The 14,080-nt window shown below is 67.2% G+C and carries 11 protein-coding genes; 4 read left to right on the top strand and 7 right to left on the bottom strand.

Annotated elements, in window-relative coordinates; genetic code table 11:
* The first annotated feature begins 136 nt into the window (after positions 1 to 136).
* The 4 genes from dnaK to C0541_RS13575 all read left to right on the top strand — a co-directional run bounded on the left by dnaK (position 137) and on the right by C0541_RS13575 (position 5,724).
* Positions 137 to 2,062, top strand: a complete 1,926-nt coding sequence (dnaK, locus tag C0541_RS13590) for a molecular chaperone DnaK (protein ID WP_115049106.1) — start codon at positions 137 to 139, stop codon at positions 2,060 to 2,062.
* A gap of 159 nt (positions 2,063 to 2,221) precedes the next feature.
* Positions 2,222 to 3,349: a molecular chaperone DnaJ gene (dnaJ, locus tag C0541_RS13585; RefSeq protein ID WP_104583336.1), complete on the top strand. Its 1,128-nt coding sequence runs from the start codon at positions 2,222 to 2,224 to the stop codon at positions 3,347 to 3,349.
* 342 nt (positions 3,350 to 3,691) lie between these two features.
* Positions 3,692 to 4,600, top strand: a complete 909-nt coding sequence (gene pdxY, locus C0541_RS13580) for a pyridoxal kinase (RefSeq protein ID WP_115049104.1) — start codon at positions 3,692 to 3,694, stop codon at positions 4,598 to 4,600.
* On the top strand, positions 4,597 to 5,724 hold the full coding sequence (locus C0541_RS13575) for a prephenate dehydrogenase (RefSeq protein WP_115049102.1): 1,128 nt from the start codon (positions 4,597 to 4,599) through the stop codon (positions 5,722 to 5,724). The genes pdxY and C0541_RS13575 overlap by 4 nt, the downstream gene beginning before the upstream one ends.
* A gap of 261 nt (positions 5,725 to 5,985) precedes the next feature.
* Here the strand turns inward: C0541_RS13575 and C0541_RS13570 are convergent, their stop codons facing one another.
* The 7 genes from C0541_RS13570 to C0541_RS13540 form a co-directional block, all read right to left on the bottom strand.
* Positions 5,986 to 6,198 carry a hypothetical protein gene (locus C0541_RS13570; protein ID WP_115049100.1) on the bottom strand — a complete coding sequence of 71 codons (213 nt, stop codon included), beginning with the start codon at positions 6,196 to 6,198 and terminating at the stop codon, positions 5,986 to 5,988.
* A gap of 150 nt (positions 6,199 to 6,348) precedes the next feature.
* Entirely contained in the window at positions 6,349 to 7,752 is a 1,404-nt protein-coding gene (locus C0541_RS13565; protein ID WP_115049098.1) for a TolC family protein, read from the bottom strand.
* Positions 7,749 to 8,837 carry an efflux RND transporter periplasmic adaptor subunit gene (locus C0541_RS13560; RefSeq protein ID WP_115049097.1) on the bottom strand — a complete coding sequence of 363 codons (1,089 nt, stop codon included), beginning with the start codon at positions 8,835 to 8,837 and terminating at the stop codon, positions 7,749 to 7,751. The genes C0541_RS13565 and C0541_RS13560 overlap by 4 nt, the downstream gene beginning before the upstream one ends.
* The gene (locus tag C0541_RS13555; protein ID WP_115049094.1) at positions 8,821 to 10,509 is read right to left on the bottom strand and encodes an ABC transporter ATP-binding protein; all 1,689 of its coding nucleotides are present in this window, start codon (positions 10,507 to 10,509) and stop codon (positions 8,821 to 8,823) included. Before C0541_RS13555 ends, C0541_RS13560 begins: the two co-directional genes overlap by 17 nt.
* 88 nt (positions 10,510 to 10,597) lie before the next feature.
* Positions 10,598 to 11,497, bottom strand: coding sequence for a hydrogen peroxide-inducible genes activator (locus tag C0541_RS13550; RefSeq protein ID WP_115049092.1), 900 nt, complete (start codon positions 11,495 to 11,497; stop codon positions 10,598 to 10,600).
* A 102-nt stretch (positions 11,498 to 11,599) separates the two neighbouring features.
* On the bottom strand, positions 11,600 to 13,369 hold the full coding sequence (locus C0541_RS13545) for an ABC transporter transmembrane domain-containing protein (protein WP_115049090.1): 1,770 nt from the start codon (positions 13,367 to 13,369) through the stop codon (positions 11,600 to 11,602).
* Entirely contained in the window at positions 13,366 to 13,968 is a 603-nt protein-coding gene (locus C0541_RS13540) for an IMPACT family protein (protein ID WP_161960060.1), read from the bottom strand. The genes C0541_RS13545 and C0541_RS13540 overlap by 4 nt, the downstream gene beginning before the upstream one ends.
* Positions 13,969 to 14,080 lie beyond the last annotated feature (112 nt).

Genomic DNA, 14,080 nt, shown 5'->3' with positions numbered 1-14,080 from the left:
GCGCCCGGCTGAACTGCCGGGCGCCTGTGTGAAACGCAGATTCGTGCAGGTGGCTTGAACACCTGCGCACCACCCCCACATCTCAGCCAGACCCGGCGTCGCCGGACACAGCTAAAGAATCATCAGGAGCGTATCCATGGGCAAGATCATTGGTATTGACCTCGGCACCACGAACTCGTGCGTGTCGATCATGGACGGCGGCAAGGCCCGCGTCATCGAAAATTCCGAGGGCGATCGCACCACGCCTTCGATCGTCGCCTACACCAAGGACGGCGAAGTCCTGGTCGGTGCCTCGGCCAAGCGCCAGGCAGTGACCAACCCGAAGAATACCTTCTACGCGGTGAAGCGCCTGATCGGCCGCAAGTTCACCGACGCCGAAGTGCAGAAGGACATCTCGCACGTGCCGTACGGCATTCTTGCCCACGACAACGGCGATGCCTGGGTGCAGACCAGCGATGCCAAGCGCATGGCGCCGCAGGAAATCTCTGCGCGCGTGCTGGAAAAGATGAAGAAGACCGCCGAGGACTTCCTGGGCGAGAAGGTCACCGAGGCCGTGATCACGGTGCCGGCCTACTTCAACGACAGCCAGCGTCAGGCCACCAAGGACGCCGGCCGCATCGCCGGTCTGGACGTCAAGCGCATCATCAACGAGCCGACCGCGGCAGCCCTGGCCTATGGCCTGGACAAGAACGGCGGCGACCGCAAGATCGCCGTGTACGACCTGGGCGGCGGTACCTTCGACGTGTCGATCATCGAAATCGCCGAAGTCGATGGCGAGAAGCAGTTCGAAGTGCTGGCCACCAATGGCGACACCTTCCTCGGCGGCGAAGATTTCGACAACCGCGTCATCGAGTACCTGGTCGACGAATTCAACAAGGACCAGGGCATCGATCTGCGCAAGGATCCGTTGGCACTGCAGCGCCTGAAGGACGCCGCAGAGCGCGCCAAGATCGAGCTGTCGACCAGCCAGCAGACCGAAGTGAACCTGCCGTACGTCACCGCCGATGCCTCGGGCCCGAAGCACCTCAACATCAAGTTGACCCGTGCCAAGCTCGAAGCGCTGGTGGAGGACCTGGTCAAGAAGTCGATCGAGCCGTGCCGCACCGCGTTGAACGATGCCGGCCTGCGCGCCAGCGACATCAACGAAGTGATCCTGGTCGGCGGTCAGACCCGCATGCCGAAGGTGCAGCAGGCGGTTGCCGATTTCTTCGGCAAGGAACCGCGCAAGGACGTCAACCCGGACGAAGCGGTGGCCGTGGGCGCTGCGATCCAGGGCGGCGTGCTGGCCGGCGACGTCAAGGACGTGCTGCTGCTGGACGTGACCCCGCTGTCGCTGGGTATCGAAACCATGGGCGGCGTGTTCACCAAGATCATCGAAAAGAACACCACCATCCCGACCAAGGCCTCGCAGACCTTCTCCACTGCCGAGGACAACCAGTCGGCCGTGACCGTGCACGTGCTGCAGGGTGAGCGCGAGCAGGCCCGCTTCAACAAGTCGCTGGCCAAGTTCGACCTGTCCGGCATCGAGCCGGCCCCGCGCGGCATGCCGCAGGTGGAAGTGTCCTTCGACATCGACGCCAACGGCATCCTGCACGTGTCGGCCAAGGACAAGAAGACCAACAAGGAGCAGAAGGTCGAGATCAAGGCCGGTTCGGGCCTGTCGGACGAAGAGATCCAGCGCATGGTCGCCGACGCGGAAGCCAACCGCGAGGAAGACAAGAAGTTCCAGGAGCTGGTGCAGGCCCGCAACCAGGCCGATGGCCTGATCCACGCCACCCGCACCGCGATCACCGAGCATGGCAGCAAGGTCGGTGGCGATGTGATCGGCAAGGTGGAAGCGGCGCTGTCGGATCTGGAAACCGCCATGAAGAGCGACGACAAGGCGCAGATCGAGGCCCGCAGCAAGACCCTGGAAGAAGCCGGCCAGTCGCTGTACGCGGCAGCCGCCGCGGCAGAGCAGGGCGGCAACGCCGATGCGGCCAGCGGCAACGCGCAGGCCTCCAAGGCCGCCGACGACGTGGTGGACGCCGAGTTCACCGAGGTCAAGGACGACAAGAAGTAAGCCGTGATTTGGGAGTCGGGAGTGGGGATTGGCAGCCGGTAAACGTGCCGATCCTCATCCCGATATCCTTTACGCGTCGCGTCGCCAAGGCGGACCAGCACACGCTGTCCGCTTTTGCGTTTCAACGAATCTCAAATCACGAATTCCCAATACCGGCTTATGAGCAAACGCGATTACTACGAAGTGCTGGGCGTTGCCCGTGGCGCCAGCGACGAGGAGCTGAAGAAGGCGTATCGGCGCTGTGCGATGAAGCACCACCCGGACCGCAATCCCGGCGACGCTGCTGCCGAAGCGATGTTCAAGGAGTGCAAGGAAGCCTATGAGGTGTTGTCGGACGGCAACAAGCGCCGCGCCTACGATGCGCACGGCCACGCTGCGTTCGAGCACGGCATGGGCGGTGGTGGTGGGCCGGGTGGCCCGGACATGGGAGATATCTTTGGCGATATCTTCGGCAATATTTTCGGCGGTGGCGCCGCCGGTCCGCGCGCTGCGCGACGTGGCGCCGACGTCGGTTACGTGTTGGAACTGGATCTGGAAGAAGCCGTCGCCGGCATCGAGCGCCGCATCGAGATCCCGACCCTGATCGAGTGCGAGCCCTGCCATGGCAGCGGTTCGGAAGACGGCAAGGTGGAAGTGTGCGGGACCTGCCACGGACGCGGCCAGGTCCGCATCCAGCGCGGCATCTTCGCCATGCAGCAGAGCTGCCCGCATTGCGACGGACGCGGCACGCTGATCCAGAATCCGTGCAAGACCTGCCACGGCGCCGGTCGCGTGGAAGAAGACAAGGTGCTGTCGATCAAGGTGCCTGCGGGCGTGGATACCGGCGACCGCATCCGCCTGGCAGGCGAGGGCGAAGCCGGCCCGGCCGGAACGCCGCCGGGCGATCTGTATGTGGAAGTGCGCGTGCGCGAGCATGCGATCTTCCAGCGCGATGGCGACGACCTGCATTGCGAGGTGCCGATCCGTATTTCGCAGGCGGCGCTGGGCGACACCGTGCGCGTGGCGACCCTGGGCGGGGAGGCGGAAATCCGCATTCCGGCCGAAACCCAGACCGGCAAGCTGTTCCGGCTGCGCGGCAAGGGCGTGCGCTCGGTGCGTAGCCGCAGCGAAGGCGATCTGTATTGCCGCGTGGTGGTCGAAACGCCGGTGAACCTGACTGCCGACCAGCGCGAGTTGCTGCAGCAGTTCGAAGCCACGTTCACCGGTGAGGATGCACGCAAGCATTCGCCCAAGTCGGCCACGTTCATCGATGGCGTCAAGGGTTTCTGGGATCGGATGACGTCCTGAGGCCGGGAATCGGGAACGGGGAATCGTAAGGGCGGTGTGGCCCGGCCTGCCGGGGTAGTGCGCCAGCGTGGCGATTCTGGGTTCGTGGGAGCGGATGCCGGCTCCCGCATGTCCGGAAGGTTGCACGACTGAGCGAGGTTCTCCAGACGAATGCCGGCCCCCGGGGCCGGCATTTGCGTTCTTGCGGTGGGAGTTCCCGCAGATCGGAGGCGATATCGCCTGCTGCCAGCGTACGGACCGGCCTGGCGAAAACTGGCTTGGCGGTGGTAGGCGCAGCGGCAAGCGGACGACGGTCGCATCGATCGACGGTGGCGCGCCACGGCGCTGGCGTAAAATGCGGCGATGAACAATGCCCCCGACAGTCATCTGGTCCACGGCCGGCGTCAGCGCCCGGATGGTCCTTCGCCGATCGATGTGATCTCGGTGCAATCGCAACTGGTCTACGGCCATGCCGGCAACAGCGCGGCGGTGCCACCGTTGCGCGCGATGGGCTTGCGGGTGGCGGAAGTGCCGACCACGCTGCTGAGCAATGCGCCGTTCTACGCCACCTTGCGCGGCCGCATCCTGCCGGCCGACTGGTTGGCCGACCTGCTGCTGGGGGCGACCGAGCGCGGCCTGCCGCAGCGTGCGCGCATGCTGGTGTCCGGCTATTTCGGCAGCCTGGCCAATGGCGAGGCGTTCGCCGACTGGCTGGAGCAGACCCTGCCGCAGGCGCCGCAGCTGCGTTATTGCCTGGATCCGGTGATCGGTGACACGCACACCGGCCCGTATGTCGAACCCGGGCTGGAGCGCGTGTTCGCCGAGCGGCTGTTGCCGCATGCCTGGCTGGTGACGCCCAATGCGTTCGAGCTTGGACGACTGACCGGTTTGCCGAGTCTGGAGCAGGACGCTGCCGTCGTTGCCGCGCGCGCATTGCTGGCGCGCGGTCCGCAGTGGGTGCTTGCGCACAGCGTGGCCGGTGCGGCAGGTGAGCTGGTGACCCTGGCGGTCAGCAACACGGCAGTGTATCGCTGGGCCACGCCGCATCTGCCGGTGGATGTGGCCGGCACCGGCGATGTGCTGATGGCCTTGCTGATCGGTTTCCTGCTGCGCGATATGCCGTTCGAGCAGGCGGTGGGGCATGCGCTCAGCGGCGTGCATGGCGCGCTGGAAGCCACCTTGGATGCAGGCGTCGAGGAGTTCGATGTACTGGCCGCTGCGCCGGCCGCACTCGCTGCCACGCCGCGCTTTGCGGTCGAGCGCTTGGCATGATGGCGCAGCCGGTGGTCGGCATCGTCGGCATCGCCGGCGCCTACGGACGCTGGCTGGCGCAGTTTTTGCGCACGCGCATGGGGCTGGAGGTGATCGGCTTCGATCCGGCCGGTGCCGGCGACATGGACGAGGCCAGCTTGGCGCAGCGTGCGGACGTGCTGATTTTTTCTGCGCCGATCCGCCACACCGCCGCATTGATCGCGCGTTATGTGGACCTTGCCGGTTCGCGTGCCACCTCGCAGTTGTGGATGGATGTCACCTCGATCAAGCAGGCGCCGGTGGCCGCGATGCTGGCATCGCCGGCCGAGGTGGTCGGCCTGCATCCGATGACCGCACCGCCCAAATCGCCCACCTTGAAAGGGCGGGTGATGGTGGTCTGCCAGGCACGTCTGCAGCAGTGGTCGGCATGGGTGCAGACGCTGTGCACCGCGTTGCAGGCCGAGTGCGTGTACGCCACGCCCGAGCACCACGACCGCGTGATGGCGCTGGTGCAGGCAATGGTGCACGCCACCCATCTGGCGCAGGCCGGCACCTTGCGCGACTACGCGCCGCTGCTTGGCGAACTGCGCGCGCTGATGCCGTATCGCTCGGCCTCGTTCGAGCTGGATAGCGCGGTGATCGCGCGCATCCTCTCGCTCAATCCGGCGATCTATGAAGACATCCAGTTCGGCAACCCGTACGTGGGCGAGATGCTCGATCGGCTGTTGCTGCAGCTGCGCGAATTGCGCGCGCTGGTGGCGCAGGGCGACGATGCGGCACGTGCGCAGTTTCGCGCCCGGTTTCTGGACGACAACGCGCAGGCGCTACGTGGCGAGTCGCTGGCTGCGGGCAATTACACCTATGAGCGCGTGGGCTACCTGCTGGCCGATCTCACCGAGCCGTTGACCGTGAGCGTCTACCTGCCGGAAGACCAGCCCGGTTCGCTGCGTGCGCTGCTGCATGTGTTCGAGCAGCACGGCGTGAATCTGTCGTCGATCCACTCGTCGCGCACGCCGGCCGGCGAGTTGCATTTCCGCATCGGGTTCGAGCCGGACAGCGATCGCACGGCGCTGGCGCAGGCAGCCAGCGATATCGACCGCAGCGGGATCGGACGGGTGCTGGAGCGTTCCGATCGCATCGGGTAGCCATGATCCACGGCCGGCCTGAGCCTGATCGATGTCGATACCGCGGCATGTGGCCGGCGGCGATCAGGGATTGGCTGCATGAACCGCATACGATGGCCCAGGGAGATACCGGGTGTGGCCCGGCACGACGCCGAGCGGTTGCCACCGCGGTTTCATCCACACAGGGTGTGGATGAAACCTGCACAAGCATGTGGATAACTGCGTGCAGCCCTTGCACGGCAACGGTTGCCGGTCGGGTGGTAAAAAATGACCAACATCGTCTCAGGACGTGGACAGCCGTAACTCGCCACCATCGGTGATGAAGCGCTGGCCCTGCCGCTGCAGGCGGCGGCCATCGGGGAGTTCGTAGCGTGGCGCAGCGTGCGGCTGTGTGCTGGCTTGCGGCCCGTTGCGGGATTGCAGCTCGTCGCGGAATTCGATGATGACGTAGGACTCGCCATCTGCACCGATTGCGGGAAATTGCCGGAAAGACATACGCACCTCCGAAAGAATCAGGGTCGTCGTGCGAGCCGTCAGGCATCGCAGTACCGGCGCCGGGCCGGTGCAGGCGAGCATGCGCAGGCCGGTGTTACCCGGGCGTCATTGCGCGATGCGGCAAGTTCGGCAAGTCAACCGGCAGCCCGTTCACCGGCTCAGCTGCAGCGCATCCCGATCGGCCGTTGCCGCCGCCAGCTCCGCACGCGCCGAGGCGATGCGCGCCTGCGCATCGATCAGGCGTACGCGGGCATCGTTGGCGGTTTCCTCGCGCTGATTGACCAGGAAGAAATCGCCCGATCCCAGTTCGAAGCGGCGCCGCTCGGCGGCCGCCAGGCGGTCGGCCAGGCTGCGTTCCTCGTCGGCGATCCTGGCCAGCCGTTCGGCGGCGTTGAGCGAGATGACGATCGATTCGACCTCCACCGTGATCTGGTCGCGCAGGTAGCGGCTGCGCTGATCCAGCGCCTCGATCTCGGCGCGTGCTTCGGCGACCCGGCCCTTGGCGGCGCGGTTTTCCAGCGGCACGCTGAAACGGAAGCCGATGATCGCATCGGTCGGCGAGCGGTTCGGGCCGCCGACACCGGGCGCCCCGAAGTCCTTGCTGACCTCCAGGCTCACATCCAGGCGCGGCTTGAGATCGTTCTGCGCCAGCATCAGCCGGGCGGTGGCCTGATCGATGCGGGTCAGCACCGCGCGGTAATCGGGGCGCTCCACCGGTGCGGTGATCTTGCTGGCGCCGGCAAGCCCTTCCAGTGCCGACGTGTCGGCCGGCAGGCGTTCGGTGGACACGATCAACGGCATTCCCGCTTCATCGCGCAGGTACAGCGACAAGGCATTGGCAGCATTGGCGAAGTCCTGCTCCGAGCGCACCACCAGCGCGCGTCGGCGGACCAGGTTCTGGTCGTTTTCGGTCAGCAGGATGGTGGGCCGCGCGCCCAGCGTCACCTGCCGGGAGATCGCATTGCGGCGCTGCTCGGCCAGCTGCAGCAGGTCGTTGTACGCGCGCAGCTTCAGGCCGGCCGCGACCCAGCTCTGGTAGGCGTCCACCGCGCGGCGTTGCACACCGATGGCGACCATTTCCGCTTCGTATTGCGCGACATCGATATCGGCACCGGCAACGCTGCGGCGCGTGCGGCGCTCGTCGACCACCCGGTCGCGCAGCAGCGCATACAGCGCGCCGACCTTCACTTCGCCGCCGCGGTCGGTATAGGACTTGTCTTCGTAGACCGGGAACGAACCGCGCGAGGAACGGTAGCCACCGTAGTAATAGCCGCCGTTTTCCTCGAAGGGGCGCTTGACGCCGGTTTCGATGGTGCTGCCGTCGTAGTAGCCGGCCTCGCGCGAGCGGCCCTCGATGTCGAACACGGTGTCGAATGCACCATCGGCCGAGATGCCCTTGCCCTCGGCCTGGCGGACCTTGGCCAGCGATTCGACGATCTGCGGGGAGGCGCGCGCAGAGGAGCGCAGCACCTCATCCAGTGTCAGCGCGGTGGTCTGGGCGGCAGCCACGCCCGGTGCGAGCGCGATCAGCAGGACGACAAGACGGCGGATCATTTCTTGCCGGTCTCGTCGTCTTCGGACTTGCCGGTCGACGCCGGCTTGGCCTTGCCCTCATCCTGGGTCGTCGCTGCCGGGCGGCGGCCGAATTCCAGCGGGAAGTTGTTGAGCTGGCGCCACAGTTCGTAGCCCACCTTCACCGTTTCGCCCTGTACCCAGCCGCGCACCTTGCCGCCCTGGCGGGCGAATTCCTGCGCCGGCCAGGCCGGCTTGCCCGGCTGCGGTTCGACCAGGATGCGGAACAATCCATCCGGCGCGGCATTGGGGTCGATGGCGCGGACGCGCCCATCGAACATGCCGTGTGCCACCGACGGCCAGCCGCTGAACTGGATCGCCGGCCAGCCTTCGAACTCCAGCCGCACCGGGCGACCGGGGCGGATCAGCGGTACGTCGCGGCCGTCGATGTACAGCTCGACCGCACGCTCCACCCGCTCCGGCGCGATCACTGCCAGCACCGTGCCGGGCGAGACCATCGCGCTGCCGCTGGCGGCGTTGAGCTGCTGCACGCGGCCATCGCGCGGTGCGCGCACCAGCTGTGCCGACTGGCGGTTCAACTGGATGTCGATGCGGGTCAGCTTGGCGCGCGACTCGGCCAGCTTGGCATCGGCTTCGGCCACCTTGATCTGGGTCAGCTCGTAGTCGCGGCGGCCGGCCAGCCCCTCGGCGAGCAGCTGGCGGCTGCGCTCCACATCGATACTGGCGACCGCGCGCGATTGCTGGATGGCGCTGATTTCCGCCGCCACCTGCGCCCGCTCGCTGGCAAGACGGGCCAGCAGGTCCGGGTCCAGGTCGCCGACGCGGGCGATCGGGTCGCCCTTGGCGACGTGCTGACCATCGTGTACGTACCAACGCTCCACCCGGCCCGGCACGAAGGCGGTGACCTGCTGCTGGCGGTCGCCCGGGTCCAGCGAGACCACCTGGCCCTTGCCGCTGGCGGTCTGCACCCAGGGCGCGAACGCCAGGATGGAACCGGCGATGGCCACGCCGATCAGCAGCATCCACGCCAATACCTTGGCGATGCTGGGCGGGCGCATGGATGCCAGGGTGGGGAAGTGCGCGATCCGGTCAGAGGCGTGCTGCATCGTCGGCCTCCTGCTTGGATGCGATCAGGTCGGCGCGCGTGGCGTAGCGCTGCTGGCGCCCCGGTTCCAGGTGGAACCAGCCATCCAGGGTGATGTCCTCCGGCCGGCCGGTGCACAGCAGCACCGTGGTGCCGGCCTCCTTCAGCTGCCGCAGCACCCGGGTCAGGCGCTCGGCCGGCAGCAGGTCGTACAGCTGCGACAGCATCAGCACGCGCGGACGCACGAGCAGGGCGTTGGCCAGTTTCAGCGCCATCACCTCGCCGATCCACAGCGGGTAGCCGGAGGCGGCAAGCCGGGTGTCCAGGCCTTGCGGCAGCGCGGCGATGCGTGCGCGCAGCCCCACCGTATCGATCGCTTCGAGCATCGTCTCGGAGGTCACCTCGGCCGAGGCCATCGACAGGTATTCGCGGATGGTGACCTCGACGATGGTTGGCCGATCGAGCACGGTCACTTCAGAGCGCAGCAGGTACATGTCGAAGGTGGCCATGTCGGCACCGCCCACCATCACCAGCCCGCGCTCGGGGACGACGTGGCGCTTGAGCACCATCGCCAGCAGCCGTTCGGCGCCGCCGTCGGCCAGCGTCACCAGCTGTTCGCCGGCCTCCAGCGCGAAATCGAAGCGCGCCCCCTCGATCACCACCCCGTCCAGGCGCACCGCGCTGTTGCCCGGGATCTTGCCCGCGGCAGCCACCGGGCGCTCCTGCGGAATGGCATACAGCACCGACAGTTCCTCGGCACTGGCCACCAGGTCGTAGAACACGTCCAGGTAGGTGCCCAACTGCGCGATGCCGTAGAACACCGCGCTGAGGATCAGCTCGGCCGCCACCAGCTGGCCGATCGACAGTTCGCCGCGCAGGATCAGGCTGCCGCCCAGTGCCAGCAGCGCCGCGCTGGCGACCGCGTAGGTGAGCAGGAACGCCACCGTCTGGGTGAAGGTGTAGCGGAAATGGCGCCGATGGCGGGCGACGTAGGCGGCGGTCACCGCCTCGGAGCGCTCCATCGCGAAGTTGAGATGGCGACTGGACTTGTAGAAGCCGTTGGAGCCGCCGACGCTTTCCAGCCAGTGCGCCGCGTTGTGCTTGGCGTGGCTCAGTTCCACCGCCGAGCGGATCGAGCCGCGCGACCAGATCATCCAGATCGCGAAGATGGTCAGCAGCAGCAGCGCGTTGAAGCCGAGGAAGAACGGGTGATAGAAGCTGGTGACGATCAGCCCCACCGCCGACTGCAGCACGATGGTGAAGGCACCGACCGCCAGGCTGGGCACCGCTTTTTGCACCACCACCAGATCGAAGTAGCGGTTGAACACGTCGCCACGGTTCTGATCGGCGAAGAACGGGTTCTGCGCATGCACCGCGCGCACCGTGATTTCCGCCACCACCCGCGCAAACAGGCGGCGCTCGAACAGCGCCATCATCCACACCCGCATCGCGCTGAGCGCGGCCACCAGCAGCAGCAGGCCCAGCAACAGGCTGGACAAGGTCCACAGCGGGGTGGGCAGCGCGGTGTTGGCGACGCTGTTGATCAGCAACTGCACCGAAATCGGCGTGGCCAGCAACAGCAGGCTGATCGCGATCCCGTACACCATGGCAAGGCGTACATAGGGCATGTCCGGCCCGACGATTTCCGCCAGCCAGGCTACCGCTTCCCGCCATCCGATCTGCTTGCCCGCCATTCGATTTCCGTTGATGAGTTCAATGAAGCATTGACGAGTTGCAGTTGGCGAACAAGGCCGCGGCGCTTATTCGACGCATAGGATTTTCCTATGCGGCCACTGCCCGCAAAAGATCGGCGATCAGGCCGAAGGCCGGCGCGCGCCCCGCACCTTGCCGCCACAGCAGCCCGATCTCCCTATAGTAGCGTCCGCCTTTGATCGGCCGGACGACGACATCGTCGCCTTCGCGGATTTCCTGGCGCACATACAGGTCTGGCAATAAAGCAAGACCCATGCCCATCCCGGCCATCTGGCGGATCGCATCCAGGCTGGTGCCTTCGTAATTGCGCAAGACGTTGGCGCCGACGTCCATGGCGATCGCCGCGACCTGTTCGGCCAGGCGGTATTCGGGCATCAGGGTGAGCAGGTTGGCGCCGCGCAGATCGGCCGGCGTGATGCAGGCCTTGGCACGCAGGGGATGATCGGCGGCCATGGTCACGTGCAGCGGTTCGCGGAACAGCCGCTCGCTGTGCAGGCCGCGCCCGGCTACCGGCAGTTGCGCCAGGATCAGGTCGTGCACGCCGCTGGCCAGGCCGCTGGCGAGTACGGTCGGCAGGCCTTCGCGCACGTGCACGCGCAGTGCCGGGTGTTCGCGATGCAGGCGCGCGACCAGGCTCGGCATCAGGTAGGCGCCCAGCGTGGGCGACACGCCCAGCCGGATGGTGCCGATCAAGGTGTCGGCCGAGGTGGCGCGAACGTCTTCCAGATCGGCCACGTCCAGCAGGATGCTGCGCGCACGATCGAGCAGGTCGCGCCCGAGCGGGGTCAGGATGGCCGGCACGCCACGCTCGAACAGCGCGGCGCCGACGATGGTCTCCAGCGCACGGATCTGCTGCGACAACGAGGGTTGCGACACGCCCATCTGCTCGGCGGCACGGGTGAAGCTGCCGGTGTCGGCGAGCGCGACGAAATAACTGAGCTGGCGAATGGTGGTTCTGGGGCGGGGCATGCGGGATGTCGTCAGGGGTGGGGCGCGTGGGGGCGCAGGATCGGCCCGGACCGCTGCCGCCAACATACCGGCATGACAGCACGGGACGGTGTCACCCAGGCGTCACTGATCGATGAACTGCAGCCGCGCCAGCTCGGCGTACAGGCCGCCTTCGGCGATCAATTGCGCGTGCGTGCCCTGCGCGACGATGCGGCCGGCATCCATCACCACGATGCGGTCGGCCTTGAGCACGGTGGCCAGGCGATGGGCGATGACCAGCGTGGTGCGGCCTTCCATCAAGCGGTCCAGCGCCTGCTGCACCGCGCGTTCGCTCTGCGCATCCAGCGCGCTGGTGGCCTCGTCCAGCAGCAGGATCGGCGCGTCCTTGAGCAGGGCGCGCGCGATCGCCACCCGTTGCTGCTGGCCGCCCGACAGGCGTGTGCCGCGTTCGCCCAGCTCGCTGGCGTAGCCCTGCGGCAGGGCGCGGATGAAGCCATCGGCCTCGGCCGCCGCCGCCGCGGCTTGCACCTCCGCATCGCTGGCATCCAGGCGCCCGTAGCGGATGTTGTCGGCGGCGCTGGCGGCAAACAGCGTCGGTTGCTGCGGCACCAGTGCAATCCGTTCGCGCAGCAGCACCGGGTCGGTCTGGCGCAGGTCCACCTCGTCGATGCGCAGCCTGCCGCTGACCGGATCATGGAAGCGCAGCAACATCGCCAGCACGGTGCTCTTGCCGGCACCGGAGGGCCCGACCAGCGCCACGGTTTCGCCTGGATGGACATGCAGGTCGAAGCCATCCAGCGCCGGCGCATCCGGGCGCTGCGGATAATGAAACACCACCTGGTCGAAATGGATCGCACCGCGCAGCGGCTGCGGCAAGGGCTGCGGCATGGCCGGCGCGACGATCGCCGGCTGCTCGTCGAGCAATTCGCCGACCCGGCCCATGCCGCCGGCCGCGCGCTGCAATTCGTTCCAGACCTCGGCCAATGCGCCGACCGAGCCGCCGCCGATCAGTGCGTACAGCACGAACTGTCCCAACGTGCCGGGCGTCATGCGTCCGGCGATCACATCGTGCGCGCCCAGCCACAGCACACCGACGATGGCGCCGAAGATCAGCATGATCGCCACCGCAGTGACCGTGGCCTGGGTGCGGATGCGCAGCCGTGCGGTATCGATCGCGGCAAACAGGGCCTGGCTGAAACGCTGGCTCTCGTAGCGCTCGCGCGCATGCGCCTGCACGGTGCGCACCGCGCCCAGCGTCTCGGCCGCCAGCGTGTTGGCATCGGCCACGCGGTCCTGGCTGGCGCGCGAGATCTTCTGCAGGCGGCGTGCGCCCAGCACGATCGGCAGCACCGCCAGCGGAATGCCGATCAGGGTGAAGCCGGCCAGCCGCGGGCTGGTGACGAACAGCATCACCATGCTGCCGATCACCGTCACCGAGCTGCGCAACGCCACCGACATGGTGGTGCCGATCACCCCGCGCAGCAGCTCGCTGTCGGCCGACAGCCGCGACACCAGCTCGCCACTGCGGCTGCGATCATGAAAGCCGGCGTCCAGCCCGATCAGATGTGCATACAGGCGGCCGCGCAGGTCGGCGACCACCTTTTCGCCCAGCAGCGCGACGAAATAGAAGCGCGCGGCCGTCGCCACCGCCAGCACCACCGCCACGGCGAACAGCAACGCGAAGGCGTGGTTGATCTGCGAGCCGCCGGAAAACCCATGGTCGATCATCTGCTTGACCGCCGCCGGCAGGCTCAACGTCGCAGCCGAGGAAATGGCCAGTGCGATCAGCCAGGCGGCGAACAGGCCACGCTGGCGCTGCACGAACGGCCACAAGGTGCGCAGGCTGCCAAGCTTCCGCAATGGGTTGGGCCTGGCGGCGGCTGGCTGGTTCATGCGGCTTCCGGTGATGAGAGGTGGACACGGTTGCGAGTGGCGTCGCACAGGCGCGTTTTCAAGCCGGCCAGCTGATCGGCAGGCAGTTGCACGCGCAATGCGGCGCCATGCGCGTCGAAACGTTCATCCAGCTTGTCGGCGTGGAAGGCGCTCAAGGCAGCATGCACCAGGCCGAGGTCGTCGAACCGGCATTGCAGGTCGAGCAGCGACAGCGCGATCAACGGTTGTCGCGTGGCCAGCCGCAGGCATTCGGCCGCTGCGCCACCGTAGGCACGCACCAGCCCGCCGGCACCAAGCTTGATGCCGCCATACCAACGGGTGACCACCACCACCACGCGGTCGTAGCCCTGGCCATCGATGGCCGCCAGAATCGGCCGCCCGGCAGTGCCGCTGGGCTCGCCGTCGTCGCTGGAGCGATAGTCCTGCCCGAACCGATAGGCCCAGCAATTGTGGGTGGCATCGGCAACGGACACGCGCTGCACGATTTCCAGCGCCTGCGCGGGAGCGTCCAGTGCCGCAGCGTGGGCCAGGAAGCGGCTGTGCTTGATGTCCAGGCTGTGGCGCGCGTCAGCGGCGAGGGTATCGAGCATCGTCGCCATTGTATGCGAGCCGGTCGTGCCGGACGCTGCCGCCAGCGTGACTGCCCTTGCAGGCTGGCAGATCGGCAGTGCCTCCGGCGGCGCGTTGCGACGGGCCGGGTGCGCGATGGGC

Origin of the sequence: Xanthomonas arboricola, assembly GCF_003353015.1 — a bacterium.
GTDB classification, from domain to species: domain Bacteria; phylum Pseudomonadota; class Gammaproteobacteria; order Xanthomonadales; family Xanthomonadaceae; genus Xanthomonas; species Xanthomonas arboricola_E.
The sequence above is the reverse complement of the archived record's forward strand: the minus strand, read 5'-3'. Positions and strand labels throughout refer to the sequence as shown.